Genomic DNA, 20,260 nt, shown 5'->3' with positions numbered 1-20,260 from the left:
GAGGAGGGTACGAATCATTGAGTCAGGCCTCGTAAATTTACTGTTCCTTTATTGATACTTGAAAGCAGGGGGCGATGTCAAGACGAGTTGCAAGGTTATAAACCACGGTGAAAAAACCGCGGCAGGGAAATTATTCTGGCTCAGCGAGCTCATACAGAAGAAACGGGCAACCTTGCCGTGCAACAGCACAAGTGGGGCGTAAATAAAACGGATTTTAAACGCTCATATTCGTTAAAAAATTATTTATATTCATGTGGTTGCATAAGCTTTTCTTATCACCCTCGCTCGCTATTAAACGCGGGTTTGTCAGTTCATTGTATTATAAAAATAAATTCGGATAGCAGAAAAAACTAAATCAGCGGCGTTGTTTGAACGGGTCAGCTCTATTCAAATAATTTCACCTGTAAATAACAAAACGATCGCGCTGAAAAAGAAGTTCCTGTCAGCATAATTCGCTTTTTTCCTGGCGCATCATTAGCGCAAACGTCGCTACCTGAGCGGAACAGGCAGTGCCTTAGCGCTTCTCTTTATTGTTTATTCACGTGCCGGAGGTTTGCCTGCCAGGTTTTCTGCGGTTATGGTAAATCCTCATTTTAAAGTAAAAATAAAACGGGCATCGCCCTGTACCTGGCGGCTGAAAATATTTTCAGCGTCTGAATTAACACAGGTTTTGAACTTATCGGCGCGTGGGCCCTGAATAAAGCACGCTGGTAAATCAGCACCTTAAAGCCTGGAGGCAAAAATGGAGATGTTGTCAGGAGCCGAAATGGTAGTCCGATCGTTGATCGATCAGGGCGTAAAACATGTGTTCGGTTACCCCGGCGGGGCTGTACTGGATATTTATGACGCATTGCAAACCGTGGGTGGCATCGACCACGTGCTGGTGCGGCATGAACAGGGCGCTGTGCATATGGCGGATGGCTATGCGCGCGCGACCGGCGAAACGGGCGTGGTGCTGGTCACTTCCGGGCCTGGCGCCACTAACGCTATTACCGGCATCGCTACCGCCTATATGGATTCTATTCCTATGGTGGTGCTCTCCGGGCAGGTTCCCTCTTCGCTGATCGGCTATGATGCCTTTCAGGAGTGCGATATGGTCGGCATTTCACGGCCGATCGTGAAACACAGTTTTATGGTGAAGCAGGTCGAAGATATTCCCACCGTGGTGAAAAAAGCTTTCTGGCTGGCGGCCAGCGGGCGTCCTGGGCCAGTGGTTATCGATCTGCCGAAAGATATGATGAACCCGGCAAACAAGCTGCCTTACCAGTGGCCGGAATCGGTCAGCATGCGCTCATATAATCCAACGACGCAGGGCCATCGCGGCCAGATCAAGCGTGCGCTGCAAAGCCTGCTGGCCGCCAAAAAACCAGTGCTTTACGCGGGTGGCGGCGTAATTAACGCCGACTGCGCTAAAGAACTGCGCGAGATCGCTGAACAGCTTAATCTGCCGGTGACCTGCTCGCTGATGGGCCTGGGCGCTTTTCCCGGCACGCACCGCCAGTGTTTGGGGATGTTAGGCATGCACGGCACCTATGAAGCCAACATGACCATGCACAATGCCGACGTCATTTTCGCTGTTGGCGTACGCTTCGACGATCGTACTACCAATAACCTGATGAAGTATTGCCCGAACGCGACCGTGCTGCACATTGATATCGATCCTGCTTCTATCTCCAAGACAGTGTCGGCAGATGTGCCAATCGTCGGAGATGCGCGTGACGTACTGCAACAGATGCTGGAGATGACGAAACAGAGCAGCGAGCAGGATTATGACAGCCTGCGCGACTGGTGGCAGAGCATTGAACAGTGGCGCGCCCGCAAGTGTCTGGACTTCGACCGCAGCAGCGAAAAGATTAAGCCGCAGTCGGTCATTGAAACTATCTGGCGTTTGACCAATGGCGATGCCTATGTGACTTCGGATGTAGGCCAACATCAGATGTTCGCCGCGCTTTATTATCCTTTCGACAAGCCACGCCGCTGGATCAACTCGGGCGGTCTGGGCACCATGGGTTTTGGGCTGCCTGCCGCCCTGGGCGTGAAGCTGGCGCTGCCGGACGAAACGGTAGTGTGCGTCACCGGCGACGGCAGTATCCAGATGAATATTCAGGAGCTGTCGACCGCGCTGCAATACGATCTGCCGGTGCTGGTGTTAAGCCTTAATAACCGTTATCTGGGTATGGTTAAGCAGTGGCAGGATATGATCTACTCGGGCCGCCATTCGCAATCCTATATGGAGTCGCTGCCTGATTTTATTAAGCTGGCGGAAGCTTACGGTCATGTCGGCATCAGCATCGACCATCCGCACGAGCTGGAGGCTAAACTGAGCCAGGCGCTGGCGGAGTTGCAAAAAGGCCGCCTGGTGTTTGTCGATGTCAACGTTGACGGCAGCGAGCACGTCTACCCGATGCAGATCCGCGGCGGCGGAATGGATGAAATGTGGCTGAGCAAAACGGAGAGGACATAATTATGCGTCGTGTTTTATCGGTACTGCTGGAAAACGAATCCGGCGCATTATCGCGCGTGGTGGGGCTTTTTTCCCAGCGCGGCTACAACATCGAAAGCCTGACCGTGGCGCCTACGGACGATCCCACGCTGTCGCGAATGACGATCCAGACCGTCGGCGATGAAAAGGCGCTGGAGCAGATTGAAAAGCAGCTGCATAAACTGGTGGATGTACTGCGGGTGACGGAGCTGGGTCAGGGCGCTTTCGTCGAGCGCGAGATCATGCTGGTGAAAATTCAGGCGACCGGCTACGGCCGCGAAGAGGTAAAACGCAGCGCGGAAATTTTCCGTGGCCAGATCGTCGACGTCACGCCTTCGCTTTATACGGTTCAGCTCGCTGGCACCAGCGACAAGCTGGATGCCTTTTTAAATACCGTTCGTGAAGTGGCGGAAATCGTTGAGGTCGCGCGTTCAGGTGTTGTCGGCGTCGCCCGTGGCGAGCGAATTATGCGCTAATTTCCTGCCGTGATTATTACAAAAACCCTCTAACCCGGCGTAATGCCGGGTTTTTTTATTTTTGCCGGAAAGCTCCCGCCTGGCGCTAAAAGAGGTTGCTGGCGCCGCTATTCTGCTGTTAGATGTAAAGATAATCTTATCCTTAGCCGCGACGTGGCTATTTTTTCTGCGTCGTCACGGTGCCTGAAGCGTGGAGCTATTGTGAAACTGGATGAAATTGCGCGTCTTGCTGGTGTATCGCGCACGACGGCCAGCTACGTTATAAACGGTAAAGCCCGGCAGTATCGTGTCAGCGACAAGACGGTAGAAAAAGTCATGGCGGTGGTGCGCGAACATAATTACCATCCAAACGCGGTCGCCGCCGGGCTGCGTGCTGGCCGTACCCGCTCAATAGGCCTGGTTATTCCCGATTTGGAGAATACCAGCTATACGCGTATCGCTAACTACCTTGAGCGCCAGGCGCGTCAGCGCGGCTATCAGCTGCTGATTGCCTGCTCAGAAGATCAGCCAGACAACGAAATGCGCTGCGTGGAGCATCTGCTGCAGCGCAAAGTAGATGCCATCATCGTTTCCACCTCTTTACCGCCGGAACACCCTTTCTATCAGCGCTGGATCAACGATCCGCTGCCGATAGTCGCACTGGATCGCGCGCTGGACCGCGAACACTTTACCAGCGTGGTTGGCGCAGATCAGGATGATGCAGAGATGCTGGCCGCGGAACTGCGCAAGCAGCCTGCTGAATCCATTCTTTATCTTGGCGCGCTACCGGAGCTCTCCGTGAGCTTTCTGCGCGAGATGGGTTTCCGTCAGGCCTGGCAGGGCGATGAGCGTCAAATCGATTTTATCTATGCCAACAGCTTCGAGCGTACTGCGGCGGCGGCGCTGTTTGAAGAGTGGCTGGAAACGCACGCCATGCCGGATGCGCTGTTTACCACCTCTTTTGGCCTGTTGCAGGGCGTAATGGACGTGGCGCTAAAGCGTGAAGGCCGTATGCCAACAGATCTGTCGATCGCAACCTTCGGCGATCACGAGCTGCTGGATTTTCTGGACTGCCCGGTGCTGGCGGTGGGGCAGCGTCATCGCGACGTAGCGGAACGCGTGCTGGAGCTGGTGTTGGCCAGCCTGGATGAGCCGCGTAAACCCAAGGCGGGCCTGACCCGCATTCGGCGTAATCTTTACCGGCGTGGCCGATTAAGTCGTAAAGAGAATTAATGATTGAAGAAAAGGGTGACTTTTATTGTCACCTTTCTTTTTACGGTTTGCCTCCGCCTGGTCGGCTTTCTATCGCCTAATTACCCGTGTTTCACGATTAAGCATTTGCGTAAATAAAAGTAAAGATAAAGTTTCAAACTATTTTAGCGTTATTAAACTCGCCACTTATTAAAAAGTTAGCCTGCCACCGCGCCCGGGATGTCAGGCAGAACGGGGCTGTCAGCGCCATTTATTAGGAAATTCCTTAAAATGTCGACTGGCTCGCAAAGCCTGCAGCGGATTTTTTATAACCGTTAGCTGGTATATTTTTGAACAATTTGAAAATTCCAAAAAAATTCCTGCCATTATTCATCAGCTTAATTTCTAATTACGGGCTAAAGCCTCGTCTTTTTTAACTCTTTGCCGTTTTTTCAGGAAAAGAAATAATCCATCAGGTCCTGCGCTGTCGCTTGACAAGGATTTCCTCCGCTCCGTAAACTCCTCCGGGTGGGAATTTGTGGTGTAAAGTGGGGCTTAAGGATAACTGAAGGGGAAGGCTGGCATGTTCCGTGGAGCAACGTTAGTCAATCTCGACGGCAAAGGGCGACTCGCTGTACCTGTGCGCTATCGCGAAAAGCTGATCGGGGAATCTCAGGGGCAAATGGTTTGCACTATTGACCTCCATCAGCCGTGCCTGCTGCTTTACACCCTGCCTGAATGGGAAATTATTGAACTTAAGCTGGCTCGCTTATCGAGCATGAACCCCGTAGAGCGCCGAATTCAGCGCCTGCTGCTGGGGCATGCCAGCGAATGCCAGATGGATAATGCAGGCCGTCTGCTGATTGCGAGCACGCTCCGTCAGCACGCGAATCTGACCAAAGAAGTGATGCTGGTTGGACAGTTTAACAAGTTTGAGCTGTGGGATGAACAGACCTGGTATCAACAAGTCAGGGAGGATATTGACGCGGAGCAGTCGTCTCAGGAACCGCTATCTGAGCGCTTGCAGGATTTGTCATTATAACTATGCAGGAAAATTTCAAACATACCACGGTGCTGTTGGACGAGGCCGTTAACGGGCTCAATATCAAACCCGACGGCATCTATATCGATGGCACTTTTGGACGAGGCGGGCATTCCCGGCTGATCCTTTCCGCGCTGGGCGAACAGGGGCATCTTTACGCTATTGACCGCGATCCGCAGGCCATCGCTGCGGCTGCTGCTATTACCGATCCGCGCTTCACCATTATTCACGGACCTTTTTCCGCGCTGGCGGAGTATGCCGAAGCGCGCGGGCTAACCGGTCGCATTGACGGTATCTTGCTCGATCTTGGCGTTTCGTCGCCGCAGCTGGACGATGCCGAACGCGGTTTTTCGTTTATGCGCGACGGCCCGCTGGATATGCGTATGGATCCAACCAAAGGGGTGTCCGCAGCCGAGTGGCTATTGCAGGCAGAAGAGAGCGATATCGCCTTTGTGCTTAAAACCTTTGGCGAAGAGCGGTTTGCGAAACGCATTGCGCGAGCCATCGTTGAGCGCAACCGAGAACAACCGATGACCCGCACTAAAGAGCTGGCGGACGTTATCTACGCCGCTACGCCGGTTAAAGACAAGTATAAGCATCCGGCGACGCGTAGCTTCCAGGCTATTCGCATCTGGGTAAACAGCGAGCTGGAAGAGATCGAACAGGCGCTGAAAGGTGCATTGACCGCGCTGGCGCCCGAAGGCCGCCTGTCGGTGATCAGCTTCCACTCGCTGGAAGATCGTATCGTGAAGCGCTTTATGCGCGAGCAGAGCCGCGGCCCGCAGGTGCCTGCCGGTCTTCCGATGACGGAAGAGCAATTGAGTAAGCTTGGCGGCCGCCAGCTGAAAGCGCTGGGCAAAATGATGCCGGGCGAAGCGGAAGTCGCGGAGAACCCGCGTGCCCGCAGCTCGGTATTACGTATCGCTGAGAGGACGAGCGCATGATTGGCAACGAGCGACACAGTTTACCGGGCGTTATTGCGGGCGATCTTTTACGCCACGGAAAAATCCCGCTGATTCTGGCTGTCGCCGTGCTGGTCTCCGCGGTGCTGGTAGTCACCACAGCGCATAAAACCCGCCTGCTTACCGCTCAGCGTGAACAGCTGGTTCTGGAACGCGATGCGCTGGATATCGAATGGCGTAACCTGATTCTGGAAGAAAACGCGCTGGGCGATCACAGCCGCGTGGAAAGAACAGCCATGGAAAAACTGCAGATGCAGCATGTGGATCCATCGCAGGAAAATATTGTGGTACAGCCATAAGGGCATAAATGAAAGCCGCAGTTAAGACGCTTAAGACAAAACGTCAGGAAGATCAGGCCAGCTTTGTCAGCTGGCGTTTTGCGTTGTTGTGCGGCTGTATTTTACTCGCGCTGGGCGGGCTGCTGGCGCGGATGGCTTATCTCCAGGTGATAAATCCGGATAAGCTGGTACGGGAAGGCGATATGCGCTCACTGCGCGTGCAGGCCGTGCCGACCTCGCGCGGCATGATCACCGATCGCGCCGGGCGTCCGCTGGCGGTCAGCGTGCCGGTCAACGCCATCTGGGCCGATCCCAAAGAGCTGCATGCCAAAGGTGGCATCACCTTAGATAGCCGCTGGCAGGCGCTTTCCGATGCGCTCTCCATACCGCTGGATCAACTGGCGGCACGCGTTAACGCCAATCCCAAAGGCCGCTTTGTTTATCTGGCGCGCCAGGTCAATCCCGCCATCGGCGACTACGTCAAAAAGCTCAAGCTTCCCGGTATCTTTTTACGCGAAGAGTCGCGCCGCTATTATCCAGCGGGCCAGGTTACCTCACATCTGATCGGTTTTACCAATATCGACGGTCAGGGCATTGAGGGCGTGGAAAAAAGCTTTGATAAGTGGCTGACCGGCGAGCCGGGCGAACGTACCGTGCGTAAAGATCGCCATGGCCGAGTTATTGAGGATGTCTCTTCCGTGGACAGCCGCGCCGCGCATAACCTGGCGTTAAGTATCGACGAACGTTTGCAGGCACTGGTTTACCGCGAGCTGAATAACGCCGTTGCCTTTAACAAAGCGGAGTCGGGCACTGCTGTACTGGTAGATGTGAATACCGGCGAAGTGCTGGCGATGGCCAACAGCCCGGCCTATAACCCCAATAATCTCACCGGCACAACCAAAGACGTTATGCGCAACCGCGCCATCACCGATATCTTCGAGCCTGGCTCGACCGTCAAGCCGATGGTAGTGATGACCGCGCTCCAGCGCGGCGTGGTGCGCGAGAACAGCGTGCTGAATACGGTGCCTTACCGGATCAACGGCCATGAAATCAAAGACGTGGCGCGCTATAACGAATTGACTCTTACCGGAGTATTGCAGAAATCGAGTAACGTCGGCGTTTCCAGGCTGGCGTTAGCGATGCCCTCCTCAGCGCTGGTAGAAACCTACGCGCGCTTTGGGCTGGGCAAGGCGACCAATCTGGGACTGGTCGGAGAAAGCAGTGGCTTATATCCCCAAAAACAACGGTGGTCTGACATAGAGAGGGCCACCTTCTCTTTCGGCTACGGGCTAATGGTAACGCCGTTACAGTTAGCGCGAGTCTACGCCACAATCGGCAGCTATGGCCTCTATCGCCCACTGTCGATTACTAAAGTCGATCCGCCCGTTGGCGGACAGCGCGTATTTCCTGCAGAGCTGGTACGTACCGTTATGCACATGATGGAAAGCGTAGCGCTGCCCGGCGGCGGCGGCGTAAAGGCGGCCATCAAAGGCTATCGCATCGCGATTAAAACCGGCACGGCGAAAAAAGTCGGGCCGGATGGACGCTACGTTAACAAATATATTGCTTACACCGCTGGCGTGGCGCCGGCAAGCCGTCCCCGTTTTGCGCTGGTAGTGGTGATCAACGATCCCCAGGCCGGTAAGTATTATGGCGGCGCGGTTTCCGCACCGGTATTCGGCGCCATTATGGGCGGTGTATTGCGCACCATGAATATTGAACCTGATGCGCTGCCTGTCGTTGAGAAAAACGAGGTGGCGGACAACAGAAGTGAGGGATCAAGTGACAGATCGTAATCTGTACGACCTGGTGGCGCCCTGGGTGCCCGGCGCGCCTTCGCTGCCGCTTCGTGAAATGATTCTGGACAGTCGCCAGGCGGCTGCCGGCGATCTCTTTGTGGCCGTGAAGGGCCATGCAGCAGACGGCCGCCGTTTTATTCCCCAGGCCATCGCCCAGGGCGTGGCGGCGGTGATTGCCGAAGCGGAAGGCGAAGCGGAAGATGGCGACATCGTTACGCAGCACGGCGTGCCGATAATTTACCTGGCGCAGCTGAGCCAGCGCCTTTCTGCGCTGGCCGGACGTTTTTACCAGCAGCCGGGTGAAAAGCTGCGGCTGATTGGTGTAACCGGCACTAACGGTAAAACCACCACCACACAGCTGCTTGCCCAGTGGGCGCAGTTATTGGGTGAAACTGGCGCGGTTATGGGCACTACGGGCAACGGCCTTTATGGACGTCTTACGCCAGTTGAAAATACCACAGGCTCGGCCGTTGAAGTGCAGCAGACATTGGCCTCGCTGGCAGAGCAGGGCGCAACGCTGGCCGCGATGGAGGTTTCCTCGCATGGCCTGGTGCAGCATCGCGTAGCGGCGCTGCCTTTCGCCGCTGCCGCTTTTACCAATCTCAGCCGCGATCATCTGGACTATCACGGCGATATGGCGCGCTACGAATCCGCCAAATGGCTGCTCTTTTCCGAGCACAGGGTTGGCCAGGCAATTATCAATGCCGATGATGAAACGGGCCGCCGCTGGCTGGAAAAATTGCCCGATGCCGTCGCCGTCACCATGGAAAATAATTTGCAGCCAGGCTGTCATGGGCGCTGGCTAAAAGCGACAGAAGTTCGCTATCAGGATAACGGCGCGGCGATCCGCTTCGACTCCAGCTGGGGCGGCGGCGAACTGCAAAGCCGCCTGATGGGGGCATTTAACGTCAGCAATCTGCTGGTGGCGCTGGCGACCTTACTGGCGCTTGGCTATCCGCTAAGCGAGCTGGTCGCGACGGGCAGCCAACTGCAGCCGGTTACGGGACGAATGGAAGTGTTTAGCGCGCCAGCAAAACCAACGGTGGTAGTGGATTATGCCCATACGCCCGACGCGCTGGAAAAGGCGCTGGAAGCGGCGCGTCTGCATTGCAAAGGCAAGCTATGGTGCGTCTTTGGCTGCGGCGGCGATCGCGACAAGGGCAAACGTCCACTGATGGGCGCTATTGCCGAACAGTTTTCCGATGTAGTGGTGATCACCGACGACAACCCGCGTAGCGAAGATCCTGCCGCCATAGTGGCAGATGTGCTGACCGGTTTGCTCGATCCGGGCCGCGCTCGCGTAGTCGCCGGACGTGCGCAAGCGGTCACTAACGTCATTATGCAGGCCAAAGAAGAGGATATCGTGCTGGTTGCCGGTAAAGGTCATGAAGATTATCAAATCGTCGGCAATCGTCGGCTGGATTACTCCGACCGCGACACTGTCGCGCGGCTGCTGGGGGTGATGGCATGATCGCGCTTTCCCTGCAGAAACTGGCGGAAATTACCGGCGGCGAGCTGATTGGTAGCAACCTTACTTTTAATGAAGTCACTACCGACACACGCAAAGTCAGCGCTGGCTGCCTGTTTATCGCCTTAAAGGGCGAGCGTTTCGACGCGCACGATATGGTCGGCGACGCAATAGCCGCCGGTTCGGCGGCTCTGTTGGTCAGTAAGCACTTACCTGTGGCGGTGCCTCAGGTGGTGGTGAAAGAGACGCGGCTTGCGCTGGGCCAGCTGGCTGGCTGGGTACGCCAGCAGTCAACGGCTCGTGTCGTGGCGCTGACCGGTTCTTCCGGCAAAACCTCGGTTAAAGAGATGACCGCAGCTATTTTGCGCCAGTGTGGCGAAACGCTCTATACCGCTGGCAATCTGAATAACGATATCGGCGTGCCGCTGACGCTGCTGCGTTTAACTGCAGAGCATCAGTACGCGGTCATCGAACTGGGCGCCAACCATCAGGGCGAAATAGCCTATACCACTGCGCTGGCGCGGCCGGAAACGGCGTTGGTTAATAACCTGGCGGCAGCGCATCTGGAAGGCTTCGGTTCACTGGCGGGCGTAGCCAAAGCCAAAGGCGAAATCTTTCAGGGACTGCCGGATAGCGGCACAGCCATCCTGAACGCCGACAGCAACGATTTGCCAAACTGGCAGCCGATGCTGGCCGGCAAAAGAGTCTGGCGCTTCTCTCCGCAGCCTCAGGCGGAAAGCGAGTTTTCCGCCAGCGAAGTGCGCATCACCAGCGAAGGCACGCAGTTTCTGATGAAGACGCCAGCGGGCGAAATTGCCGTGCTGCTGCCGCTGCCGGGACGGCACAATATTGCTAATGCGCTGGCCGCAGCCGCACTGGCTCTCTCTGTTGGTGCTTCCCTTGAAACAGTACAGCAAGGGCTTAGCCAGCTTAAAGCCGTACCGGGCCGTTTGTTTCCGGTACGACTGGCGGAAAACAAGCTGCTGCTGGATGACAGCTACAACGCCAACGTTGGCTCTATGACCGCTGCGGCACAGGTGCTGGCGGAAATGCCGGGCTACCGCGTTATGGTCGTTGGCGATATGGCGGAATTAGGCGAAGAAGCTGAAGCCTGCCATCGTGAAGTGGGCGAAGCAGCGCGTCGTGCCGGTGTCGATAAGGTGCTGAGCGTAGGCACTTTAAGCCGCGTTATCAGCGAAGCAAGCGGCGCAGGCGAGCATTTTACCGATAAGGTTGCGGCCACCGCGCGTCTGCAAGAGCTGCTGGCCGACCATGCCGTTATTACCGTTTTAGTTAAAGGTTCACGTAGTGCCGCCATGGAGCAGGTAGTACAGAGCTTACAGGAGAAAGGAACATGCTAGTCTGGCTGGCCGAACATCTGGTCACTTTTTATTCTGGCTTTAACGTCTTTTCCTATCTGACGTTTCGCGCCATTGTCAGCCTGCTGACCGCCCTGTTTATTTCATTGTGGATGGGCCCGCGCATGATTGCCCGTCTGCAGGAGATGTCATTTGGCCAGGTCGTTCGTAACGACGGCCCGGAGTCGCACTTCAGCAAGCGCGGCACGCCGACAATGGGCGGCATCATGATCCTGTTTTCCATTACTGTGTCGGTGCTGATGTGGGCCTATCCATCCAATCCTTACGTCTGGTGCGTACTGGTGGTACTGATAGGCTTTGGCATTATCGGCTTTGTGGACGATTACCGGAAAGTGGTGCGCAAAGACACGAAAGGCCTGATTGCGCGCTGGAAATATTTCTGGATGTCGGTAATTTCGCTGGGCGTAGCCTTTACGCTGTATGCCACCGGCAAGGGAACGCCAGCGACGCAGCTGGTGGTACCGTTCTTCAAAGATATTATGCCGCAGCTTGGGCTTTTCTACGTGCTGCTCGCTTACTTCGTTATTGTCGGTACCGGCAATGCGGTTAACCTGACCGATGGCCTGGATGGCCTGGCGATCATGCCTACCGTTTTTGTGGCTGCTGGTTTCGCCCTCGTTGCCTGGGCGACCGGTAATATGAACTTTGCCAACTACTTGCATATTCCGTATCTACGCCACGCTGGTGAGCTGGTGATTGTCTGTACGGCTATTGTCGGCGCCGGTCTGGGCTTTTTATGGTTCAATACCTATCCGGCACAGGTATTTATGGGCGATGTCGGCTCGCTGGCGCTGGGCGGCGCGCTGGGCACTATCGCCGTGCTGCTGCGCCAGGAGTTCCTGCTGGTGATTATGGGCGGCGTTTTCGTGGTGGAGACCCTGTCAGTGATCCTGCAGGTCGGTTCGTTTAAGCTGCGCGGTCAGCGTATTTTCCGCATGGCGCCAATCCATCACCACTATGAACTCAAAGGCTGGCCAGAGCCGCGCGTGATCGTGCGCTTCTGGATTATTTCACTGATGCTGGTGCTGATTGGCCTGGCGACGCTGAAGGTGCGGTAACCATGGCAGATTACCAGGGAAAAAAAGTCGTCATTATCGGCCTGGGGCTCACCGGGCAGTCGTGCGTTGACTTCTTTTTAGCGCGTGGCGTAACGCCGCGCGTGATGGATACCCGCATCGTCCCACCGGGTCTGGAAAAGCTGCCGAAGAATATTGAGCGCTGGCTCGGCTCGCTAAATGACGACTGGCTGCAGGCGGCCGATCTGATTATCGCCAGTCCCGGTCTCGCGCTGTCGCATCCTTCGCTGACGGCGGCGGCGAAAGCGGGCGTGGAAATTATTGGCGATATTGAGCTTTTCTGCCGTGAGGCGCAGGCGCCGATTGTGGCGATCACCGGTTCCAACGGCAAAAGCACGGTGACTACCCTGGTAGGCGAAATGGCGAAAGCTGCGGGTTGGCAGGTTGGCGTAGGCGGCAATATTGGCCTGCCCGCGCTGATGCTGCTGGAAAAACCCGCTCAGCTTTACGTACTGGAGCTTTCCAGCTTCCAGCTCGAGACAACCCATAGCCTGAAAGCGGCGGCGGCAACCATCCTGAACGTTACGGAAGATCATATGGACCGCTATCCGTTCGGTATGCAGCAGTATCGTGCAGCCAAGCTGCGTGTTTACGAACAGGCAGAAGTTTGCATCGTCAATGCGGACGACGCCATGACTATGCCAGTGCGCGGCGCGGATAAACGCTGCGTCAGCTTTGGCGTGGATGTCGGCGATTACCATCTGACGCGCCAGCAGGGTAGTACCTGGCTGCGCGTCAAAGGCGAAAAAGTACTGAATACCAACGAGATGGCGCTGGTTGGCCAGCATAACTACACCAATGCCCTGGCGGCGCTGGCGCTGGCGGATGCTGTTGGCCTGCCGCGCGCCTCCAGCCTGAAAGCCTTAACCACTTTCACCGGCCTGGCGCACCGCTTCCAGTTGGCGCACGAGCGTAACGGTATTCGCTGGATTAACGATTCCAAAGCCACCAACGTCGGCAGCACCGAAGCGGCGCTGAGCGGCCTGGAAGTAAAAGGCACGCTCTGGCTGCTGCTGGGCGGCGACGGCAAATCAGCCGACTTCAGCCCGCTGGCTCGCTACCTGCAAGGTGATAACGTCAGAATTTACTGCTTTGGCAGAGATGCCGCTGCGCTGGCAGCGCTGCGTGCGGAAATCGCGGTGCAAACGGAAACGCTACAGGAAGCGATGCGGCAAATAGCAGCCAAAGCGCAGCCCGGCGATATGGTGCTGCTGTCACCTGCCTGCGCCAGCCTCGATCAGTTTAAAAACTTTGAGCAGCGCGGCAGCGTATTTACTCAACTGGCGAAGGAGCTTGGCTGATGCGCGTACCCGGATTAAGCCTGGCGACCTGGCTGTCAGAACGGCTGAAAGAGTGGGTGATGGGCTCACGCGAAAGCGATGCCAGCACCATGGTGCTTTACGACCGCACGCTGCTCTGGCTGACGATAGGGCTGGCGATCGTCGGCTTTGTGATGGTGACTTCGGCTTCCATGCCGGTAGGGCAGCGTCTGTCGGACGATCCTTTTTACTTCGCCAAGCGCGACGCCTTCTATATCGCGCTGGCGTTCGGCATCGGGCTGGTAACGCTGCGGGTGCCGATGGCTTTCTGGCAGCGCTATAGCAATATTATGCTGCTGATCACGGTGTTGATGCTGCTGGTAGTACTGGTGGTCGGCAGCTCGGTGAACGGTGCCTCGCGCTGGATAGCGCTTGGCCCGCTGCGCATCCAGCCTGCCGAACTCTCTAAGCTTTCGCTGTTCTGCTATCTCGCCAGCTATCTGGTGCGCAAAGTGGATGAAGTGCGCAACAACTTCTGGGGCTTCTGCAAGCCGATGGGCGTGATGGTGGTGCTGGCAGTGCTGCTGCTGGCGCAGCCGGATCTTGGCACCGTGGTAGTGTTGTTTGTGACTACGCTGGCGATGTTGTTCCTGGCGGGCGCGAAATTATGGCAATTTTTGGCAATTATCGGCTCCGGTATCTTTGCCGTTTGCCTGCTGATTATCGCTGAACCTTATCGTATGCGCCGCGTAACCTCTTTCTGGAACCCGTGGGAAGATCCCTTCGGCAGTGGCTACCAGCTCACCCAGTCGCTGATGGCTTTTGGCCGCGGCGAATTCTGGGGCCAGGGGCTCGGTAACTCGGTACAGAAACTGGAATATTTACCAGAGGCGCACACCGACTTTATCTTCTCGATTATTGGGGAAGAACTGGGTTATATCGGTGTGGTTCTGGCGCTGTTAATGGTATTCTTCGTCGCTTTTCGCGCGATGTCTATCGGGCGGAAAGCGCTGGAGCTGGATCAGCGCTTCGCCGGTTTTCTGGGCTGCTCTATCGGCGTCTGGTTCAGCTTCCAGGCGCTGGTTAACGTTGGCGCCGCAGCGGGGATGCTGCCGACCAAAGGCCTGACGCTGCCGCTGATCAGTTACGGCGGCTCGAGCCTGATCATTATGTCCACCGCCATCGTATTTTTGTTACGTATAGATTATGAAACGCGTTTGGCTAAAGCCCAGGCGTTTACGCGAGGTAGTCGATGAAAGGGAAGCGACTGATGGTTATGGCCGGTGGCACCGGAGGACACGTTTTCCCCGGTCTGGCGGTCGCGCACCATCTGATGGCGCAGGGCTGGCAGGTGCGCTGGCTCGGCACGGCTGACCGTATGGAAGCCGATCTGGTGCCGAAACACGGCATAGATATCGATTTTATTCGCATCAGCGGCCTGCGCGGCAAAGGGCTAAAGGCCCAGCTGGCTGCGCCACTGCGGATTTTTAACGCCGTGCGTCAGGCTCGGGCCATTATGAAAGCGTATCAGCCTGACGTGGTGCTGGGCATGGGCGGCTACGTTTCCGGGCCTGGCGGTCTGGCAGCGTGGAGCTGCGGCATACCTGTAGTGCTGCACGAGCAAAACGGCATCGCCGGGCTGACCAATAAATGGCTGGCGAAAATTGCCAAAAAAGTGATGCAGGCTTTTCCCGGCGCGTTTCCGCATGCGGATGTGGTCGGCAACCCGGTACGTACAGATGTGCTTGCTCTGCCACTGCCTGCTGAGCGCCTTGCCAACCGCAGCGGGCCGATTCGCGTACTGGTGATTGGCGGCAGTCAGGGCGCTCGCGTACTGAACCAGACGCTGCCACAGGTGGCCGCGAAGCTAGTTGACAGCATTACGCTATGGCACCAGACCGGCAAGGGCGCGCTGGCAGAGGTCAACGAAGCCTACCGCGAGGTCGGGCAGACACAGCACAAGGTCACCGAATTTATTGATGATATGGCAGCAGCCTACGCCTGGGCGGACGTTATTGTCTGCCGCTCCGGCGCGCTGACGGTCAGCGAAGTGGCTGCCGCAGGTTTACCGGCCATTTTCGTGCCGTTTCAGCATAAAGATCGCCAGCAGTACTGGAACGCGCTGCCGCTGGAAAAAGCGGGCGCGGCGAAAATTTACGAGCAGCCGCAGTTTACGGCTGACACCGTGGCGCAGACGCTGGCCGCATGGGATCGCCCAACGCTGATGGCGATGGCAGCGAAAGCCCGTGCCGTAGCGATACCGGACGCGACCGAACGAGTGGCGGCCGAAGTCAGCAAAGCGGCTTTATAGCACAGGACGAGGACTCGTCCCGGAACAAGGTGCGATAAAGCACCGACAGGCAGAAAGAGATGAATACACAACAACTGGCAAAACTGCGTTCTATCGTGCCCGAGATGCGTCGCGTCCGGCACATTCACTTTGTCGGCATCGGCGGTGCCGGCATGGGCGGTATTGCCGAAGTGTTGGCCAACGAAGGCTATGAAATCAGCGGTTCCGATCTGGCGCCGAACGCCGTCACGCAGCATCTGAGCGCGCTTGGCGCGACCATCTATTTTAACCATCGCCCTGAAAACGTCAGCGACGCCAGCGTAGTGGTGGTTTCAACTGCGGTTTCGCAGGATAACCCTGAGATCATCGCGGCGCGCGAAGCGCGTATTCCGGTAATCCGTCGGGCAGAAATGTTGGCGGAGCTGATGCGTTTCCGTCACGGCATCGCTGTCGCCGGTACGCATGGCAAAACCACCACAACAGCGATGGTTTCCAGCATCTATGCAGAAGGCGGTTTGGATCCTACTTTCGTCAACGGCGGCCTGGTAAAAGCAGCCGGCACGCATGCGCGGCTGGGTAGCAGCCGCTATCTGATCGCGGAAGCGGACGAAAGCGATGCATCTTTTCTGCATCTTCAGCCGATGGTGGCTATTGTTACTAATATCGAAGCCGATCATATGGATACCTACCAGGGCGACTTCGAAAACCTGAAGCAGACGTTTATCAATTTCCTGCACAATCTGCCGTTTTATGGGCGTGCGGTGCTGTGTGTGGACGATGCGGTAATCCGCGATTTGCTCCCGCGTGTTGGGCGACAGATTACTACCTATGGCTTTAGCGAAGATGCTGATGTGCGTATTGCAAGCTATGAGCAGCATGGCGCACAGGGGCACTTTACGCTGGCGCGCCACGACAAGCCGCTGATGCGCGTAACGCTGAATGCACCGGGCCGCCATAACGCTCTGAATGCGGCGGCGGCGGTTGCGGTCGCTACAGAAGAAGGTATTGAAGACGAAGAGATCCTCAGCGCGCTGGAGAGTTTTCAGGGCACTGGTCGCCGCTTCGATTTCCTGGGGGAATATCCGCTGCAGGAAGTTAACGGCGCAGAGGGTACCGCGATGCTGGTGGACGACTATGGCCACCATCCAACGGAAGTGGATGCGACCATCAAGGCCGCTCGCGCAGGCTGGCCGGACAAACAGCTGGTGATGATTTTCCAGCCGCATCGCTACACGCGTACTCGCGATCTCTATGATGATTTCGCCAACGTCCTGTCGCAGGTGGATGTGCTGCTAATGCTGGATGTCTATTCAGCTGGCGAGACGCCAATTCCTGGCGCGGATAGCCGCTCGCTGTGCCGCACCATCCGTGGTCGCGGCAAAGTCGATCCTATTCTGGTTTCGGATCATGACGCGGTGGCGGAGATGCTGGCGCCGAAGCTGAACGGCAACGATTTAATTCTGGTGCAGGGCGCGGGCAACGTTGGCCGTATCGCGCGCAGCCTTGCTGAGCAAAAGTTACAACCGCAGACGAAAGAAGGTAAACATCATGGCTGAGAAAGTAGCGGTATTGCTGGGTGGCACCTCTGCGGAACGTGAAGTTTCTTTAATGTCCGGCAAAGCGGTGCTGGCCGGACTGATCGAAGCGGGCATCGATGCGCACGGCGTCGATACTCGTGATTTTCCGGTCACGCGTCTGAAAGAAGAGGGCTTTGATAAAGCCTTTATTGCGCTGCACGGTCGCGGCGGCGAAGACGGCACCCTACAGGGCATGCTGGAGTTTTTAGGCATGCCTTACACCGGTAGCGGCGTGATGGCGTCCGCTATCACTATGGACAAGCTGCGCACCAAATGCCTGTGGCAGGGCTGCGGTTTGCCGGTATCGCCTTACGTAGCTATTACCCGTAAAGAGATGGATGCCGGTCTGAATGACGATATCCGTGCCCGTATCGTGGCACTTGGGCTGCCGGTATTTGTTAAGCCAAGCTGCGAAGGCTCCAGCGTCGGCATCAGCCGCGTTAACGAAGCTGGTTCGCTCCAGGCCGCGCTGACCGAGGCGTTCCGTCATGACGACGAAGTACTGGTAGAAGCTTTTCTGAGCGGCCCTGAATATACCGTGGCGGTAATCGGTGATGCTATTCTGCCCTCAATCCGCATTCAGGTGGCTTCCGAGTTCTATGACTATGAAGCTAAATACTTTTCTGACGATACTCAGTACTTCTGCCCAAGCGGTTTATCGGCAGAACAGGAAGCGGAGCTGAGCGAAATCGTGATCAAAGCATGGCGAGCGCTGGGCTGCAGCGGCTGGGGACGCGTCGATCTGATGATGGGCGGCGACGGCCAATTCTATCTGCTGGAGGTTAACACCTCGCCAGGCATGACCAGCCATAGCCTGGTGCCGATGGCGGCCAAACAGGCCGGCATGAGCTTCTCGCAGCTGGTAGCCCGTATCCTGGAACTGGCGGACTGATATGTCCCAGGCTGCTTTGAATGTTCGCAATCGCGAGGCGCAGGAAAAAGTGCGCACCGGCCGCAGCAACGGGTCGCGGCTGGCCGGCATTCTGTTCCTGCTGATGGTGCTTGGCGTAATGGCGGCAGGCGGCTACGTGGTGGCGCGCTGGATGAACGACGCTTCGCGGCTGCCGCTGTCGAAGCTGGTGGTGACGGGGCAAATGCACTACACCACCAACGACGATATTCGCCAGGCGATCCTGTCTTTAGGCGCACCTGGTACCTTTATGTCGCAGGACGTAGACGTTATCCAGCAGCAGATTGAAAGGCTGCCGTGGATCCAGCAGGTCAGCGTTCGCAAGCAGTGGCCGGACGAATTAAAGATTCATCTGGTTGAATATGTGCCGGTTGCCCGCTGGAATGACCTGCATCTGGTTGACGCGAATGGTAAATCGTTCAGCGTACCGGCTAATCATCTCGGCAAAGAGAAGATGGTGATGCTTTATGGGCCGGAAGGCAGCGAATCAGAGGTGCTGGCAGGCTGGCACCAGATGGAGGCGATGCTGGCCGCCGGAAAATTTAAGCTAAAGGCGGCGTCAATGACGGCGCGGCGCTCGTGGCAGCTGGTGCTGGACGACGATACGCGTCTGGAGCTGGGGCGCAACGACGACATGAAGCGGCTGAAACGCTTCATACAGCTCTGGCCGACGCTGCAGCAGCAGGCGCAGACGGAAAATAAGCGAATCGGCTACGTGGACCTGCGATACGACTCTGGCGCGGCAGTAGGCTGGGCACCGCCACTTATTCAGACCACTGACGGTAATGAGCAACAGAATCAGGCACAGGTTAAACAACAATGATCAAGGCGACGGACAGAAAACTGGTAGTTGGACTGGAAATCGGCACCGCGAAGGTCGCCGCTTTGGTAGGGGAAATTTTGCCCGACGGTATGGTTAATATCATCGGCGTAGGTAGCTGTCCTTCTCGCGGCATGGATAAAGGCGGCGTTAACGATCTGGAGTCGGTGGTGAAGTGTGTGCAGCGCGCCATCGATCAGGCGGAACTGATGGCGGACTGCCAGATTTCATCAGTTTATCTGGCGCTATCCGGAAAACATATCAGCTGCCAGAACGAAATAGGGATGGTTCCTATTTCCGAAGAAGAAGTGACCCAGGAAGATGTGGAAAACGTGGTGCACACCGCGAAATCCGTGCGTGTTCGTGACGAACACCGGATTTTGCACGTTATTCCGCAAGAATATGCAATCGACTATCAGGAAGGCATCAAAAATCCGGTAGGGTTATCAGGCGTACGCATGCAGGCGAAGGTGCATTTGATCACCTGTCATAACGATATGGCGAAAAACATCGTTAAAGCCGTTGAACGATGTGGGCTGAAAGTTGACCAACTGATTTTCGCCGGTCTCGCTTCCAGTTTTGCCGTGCTGACGGAAGATGAGCGCGAACTGGGCGTTTGCGTTGTAGACGTCGGCGGCGGCACAATGGATATTGCCGTCTATACTGGCGGGGCTTTGCGGCATACTAAGGTGATCCCGTATGCGGGCAACGTCGTGACCAGCGACATCGCCTATGCGTTTGGCACGCCACCGACGGATGCGGAAGCCATTAAAGTGCGTCACGGTTGCGCACTGGGCTCAATTGTCGGCAAAGACGAAAACGTCGAGGTGCCGAGCGTTGGCGGTCGTCCACCGCGCAGCCTGCAACGTCAGACGCTGGCAGAGGTAATCGAACCGCGTTACACGGAACTGCTGAACCTGGTCAACGATGAAATTTTACAGCTGCAGGAGCAGCTGCGTCAGCAGGGCGTTAAGCACCATCTGGCGGCAGGCATCGTCCTGACCGGCGGCGCGGCGCAAATTGAAGGCCTGGCGGCCTGCGCCCAGCGCGTATTCCATACGCAGGTACGCATTGGGCAGCCGCTGAATATCACCGGCTTAACAGATTATGCGCAGGAGCCTTACTACTCGACGGCGGTCGGGCTGCTGCACTACGGAAAAGAGTCTCACCTCAGCGGTGAGGCGGATGTAGAAAAAAGAGCTTCAGTGGGCAACTGGTTCAAGCGAATCAACAGCTGGCTGAAAAAAGAGTTTTAATTTAGAGAAAAGGAGA

The 20,260-nt window shown here is 56.5% G+C and carries 17 protein-coding genes; all 17 read left to right on the top strand.

Annotated elements, in window-relative coordinates; translation table 11 throughout:
* Positions 1-742: 742 nt before the first annotated feature.
* The 17 genes from ilvI (at position 743) to ftsA (ending at position 20,244) form a co-directional block, all read left to right on the top strand.
* A complete protein-coding gene (gene ilvI, locus ACETPC_RS13500; RefSeq protein ID WP_380182033.1) occupies positions 743-2,464 on the top strand; it encodes an acetolactate synthase 3 large subunit in 1,722 nt (573 codons plus the stop codon).
* A 2-nt stretch (positions 2,465-2,466) separates the two neighbouring features.
* Positions 2,467-2,958 carry an acetolactate synthase small subunit gene (gene ilvN / locus ACETPC_RS13495; protein ID WP_380182031.1) on the top strand — a complete coding sequence of 164 codons (492 nt, stop codon included), beginning with the start codon at positions 2,467-2,469 and terminating at the stop codon, positions 2,956-2,958.
* Positions 2,959-3,159: 201 nt separating this feature from the next.
* Positions 3,160-4,170: a catabolite repressor/activator gene (gene cra / locus ACETPC_RS13490; protein ID WP_380182030.1), complete on the top strand. Its 1,011-nt coding sequence runs from the start codon at positions 3,160-3,162 to the stop codon at positions 4,168-4,170.
* Positions 4,171-4,711: 541 nt separating this feature from the next.
* Positions 4,712-5,170, top strand: a complete 459-nt coding sequence (gene mraZ / locus ACETPC_RS13485) for a division/cell wall cluster transcriptional repressor MraZ (protein ID WP_380182028.1) — start codon at positions 4,712-4,714, stop codon at positions 5,168-5,170.
* A gap of 2 nt (positions 5,171-5,172) precedes the next feature.
* The gene (gene rsmH / locus ACETPC_RS13480; protein ID WP_380182026.1) at positions 5,173-6,114 is read left to right on the top strand and encodes a 16S rRNA (cytosine(1402)-N(4))-methyltransferase RsmH; all 942 of its coding nucleotides are present in this window, start codon (positions 5,173-5,175) and stop codon (positions 6,112-6,114) included.
* The gene (gene ftsL, locus ACETPC_RS13475) at positions 6,111-6,431 is read left to right on the top strand and encodes a cell division protein FtsL (protein ID WP_253455285.1); all 321 of its coding nucleotides are present in this window, start codon (positions 6,111-6,113) and stop codon (positions 6,429-6,431) included. Before rsmH ends, ftsL begins: the two co-directional genes overlap by 4 nt.
* 8 nt (positions 6,432-6,439) lie before the next feature.
* Positions 6,440-8,206: a peptidoglycan glycosyltransferase FtsI gene (locus ACETPC_RS13470; RefSeq protein ID WP_380182023.1), complete on the top strand. Its 1,767-nt coding sequence runs from the start codon at positions 6,440-6,442 to the stop codon at positions 8,204-8,206.
* Complete coding sequence (gene murE / locus ACETPC_RS13465) at positions 8,193-9,680, top strand: UDP-N-acetylmuramoyl-L-alanyl-D-glutamate--2,6-diaminopimelate ligase (RefSeq protein WP_380182021.1); 1,488 nt, start codon at positions 8,193-8,195, stop codon at positions 9,678-9,680. The genes ACETPC_RS13470 and murE overlap by 14 nt, the downstream gene beginning before the upstream one ends.
* Positions 9,677-11,038, top strand: a complete 1,362-nt coding sequence (murF, locus tag ACETPC_RS13460) for a UDP-N-acetylmuramoyl-tripeptide--D-alanyl-D-alanine ligase (RefSeq protein WP_380182019.1) — start codon at positions 9,677-9,679, stop codon at positions 11,036-11,038. The genes murE and murF overlap by 4 nt, the downstream gene beginning before the upstream one ends.
* Positions 11,032-12,114: a phospho-N-acetylmuramoyl-pentapeptide-transferase gene (mraY, locus tag ACETPC_RS13455; RefSeq protein ID WP_380182017.1), complete on the top strand. Its 1,083-nt coding sequence runs from the start codon at positions 11,032-11,034 to the stop codon at positions 12,112-12,114. Before murF ends, mraY begins: the two co-directional genes overlap by 7 nt.
* 2 nt (positions 12,115-12,116) lie before the next feature.
* Positions 12,117-13,433 carry a UDP-N-acetylmuramoyl-L-alanine--D-glutamate ligase gene (murD, locus tag ACETPC_RS13450; protein WP_380182016.1) on the top strand — a complete coding sequence of 439 codons (1,317 nt, stop codon included), beginning with the start codon at positions 12,117-12,119 and terminating at the stop codon, positions 13,431-13,433.
* Positions 13,433-14,647 (top strand): cell division protein FtsW, encoded by a 1,215-nt coding sequence (ftsW, locus tag ACETPC_RS13445; RefSeq protein WP_380182014.1) that lies wholly within the window; start codon positions 13,433-13,435, stop codon positions 14,645-14,647. Before murD ends, ftsW begins: the two co-directional genes overlap by 1 nt.
* The gene (murG, locus tag ACETPC_RS13440) at positions 14,644-15,702 is read left to right on the top strand and encodes an undecaprenyldiphospho-muramoylpentapeptide beta-N-acetylglucosaminyltransferase (protein WP_380182013.1); all 1,059 of its coding nucleotides are present in this window, start codon (positions 14,644-14,646) and stop codon (positions 15,700-15,702) included. The genes ftsW and murG overlap by 4 nt, the downstream gene beginning before the upstream one ends.
* Positions 15,703-15,761: 59 nt before the next feature.
* The gene (murC, locus tag ACETPC_RS13435; protein ID WP_380182011.1) at positions 15,762-17,237 is read left to right on the top strand and encodes a UDP-N-acetylmuramate--L-alanine ligase; all 1,476 of its coding nucleotides are present in this window, start codon (positions 15,762-15,764) and stop codon (positions 17,235-17,237) included.
* Positions 17,230-18,150, top strand: coding sequence for a D-alanine--D-alanine ligase (locus ACETPC_RS13430; protein WP_380182010.1), 921 nt, complete (start codon positions 17,230-17,232; stop codon positions 18,148-18,150). Before murC ends, ACETPC_RS13430 begins: the two co-directional genes overlap by 8 nt.
* Position 18,151: 1 nt before the next feature.
* Positions 18,152-18,991, top strand: a complete 840-nt coding sequence (gene ftsQ / locus ACETPC_RS13425) for a cell division protein FtsQ (protein ID WP_380182009.1) — start codon at positions 18,152-18,154, stop codon at positions 18,989-18,991.
* Complete coding sequence (gene ftsA, locus ACETPC_RS13420; RefSeq protein WP_336142995.1) at positions 18,988-20,244, top strand: cell division protein FtsA; 1,257 nt, start codon at positions 18,988-18,990, stop codon at positions 20,242-20,244. The genes ftsQ and ftsA overlap by 4 nt, the downstream gene beginning before the upstream one ends.
* Positions 20,245-20,260 lie beyond the last annotated feature (16 nt).

Source organism: Pantoea sp. sgz302252 (genome assembly GCF_042610525.1).
In the GTDB taxonomy this organism is placed as follows: Bacteria; Pseudomonadota; Gammaproteobacteria; order Enterobacterales; family Enterobacteriaceae; genus Erwinia.
Note: the sequence above shows the minus strand (reverse complement) of the source record. Positions and strands in the feature narration are given on the sequence as shown.

Excerpts from the sequence above, each read along its gene's own strand:
- ftsL (WP_253455285.1), top strand. The coding sequence starts at position 6,111 with ATGATTGGCAACGAGCGACACAGTTTACCGGGCGTTATTGCGGGCGAT.
- murC (WP_380182011.1), top strand. The coding sequence starts at position 15,762 with ATGAATACACAACAACTGGCAAAACTGCGTTCTATCGTGCCCGAGATG.
- rsmH (WP_380182026.1), top strand. The coding sequence starts at position 5,173 with ATGCAGGAAAATTTCAAACATACCACGGTGCTGTTGGACGAGGCCGTT.
- ftsW (WP_380182014.1), top strand. The coding sequence starts at position 13,433 with ATGCGCGTACCCGGATTAAGCCTGGCGACCTGGCTGTCAGAACGGCTG.
- ftsA (WP_336142995.1), top strand. The coding sequence starts at position 18,988 with ATGATCAAGGCGACGGACAGAAAACTGGTAGTTGGACTGGAAATCGGC.
- ilvN (WP_380182031.1), top strand. The coding sequence starts at position 2,467 with ATGCGTCGTGTTTTATCGGTACTGCTGGAAAACGAATCCGGCGCATTA.
- ACETPC_RS13470 (WP_380182023.1), top strand. The coding sequence starts at position 6,440 with ATGAAAGCCGCAGTTAAGACGCTTAAGACAAAACGTCAGGAAGATCAG.
- ACETPC_RS13430 (WP_380182010.1), top strand. The coding sequence starts at position 17,230 with ATGGCTGAGAAAGTAGCGGTATTGCTGGGTGGCACCTCTGCGGAACGT.
- ilvI (WP_380182033.1), top strand. The coding sequence starts at position 743 with ATGGAGATGTTGTCAGGAGCCGAAATGGTAGTCCGATCGTTGATCGAT.
- mraY (WP_380182017.1), top strand. The coding sequence starts at position 11,032 with ATGCTAGTCTGGCTGGCCGAACATCTGGTCACTTTTTATTCTGGCTTT.
- ftsQ (WP_380182009.1), top strand. The coding sequence starts at position 18,152 with ATGTCCCAGGCTGCTTTGAATGTTCGCAATCGCGAGGCGCAGGAAAAA.
- murD (WP_380182016.1), top strand. The coding sequence starts at position 12,117 with ATGGCAGATTACCAGGGAAAAAAAGTCGTCATTATCGGCCTGGGGCTC.
- murF (WP_380182019.1), top strand. The coding sequence starts at position 9,677 with ATGATCGCGCTTTCCCTGCAGAAACTGGCGGAAATTACCGGCGGCGAG.
- mraZ (WP_380182028.1), top strand. The coding sequence starts at position 4,712 with ATGTTCCGTGGAGCAACGTTAGTCAATCTCGACGGCAAAGGGCGACTC.
- murG (WP_380182013.1), top strand. The coding sequence starts at position 14,644 with ATGAAAGGGAAGCGACTGATGGTTATGGCCGGTGGCACCGGAGGACAC.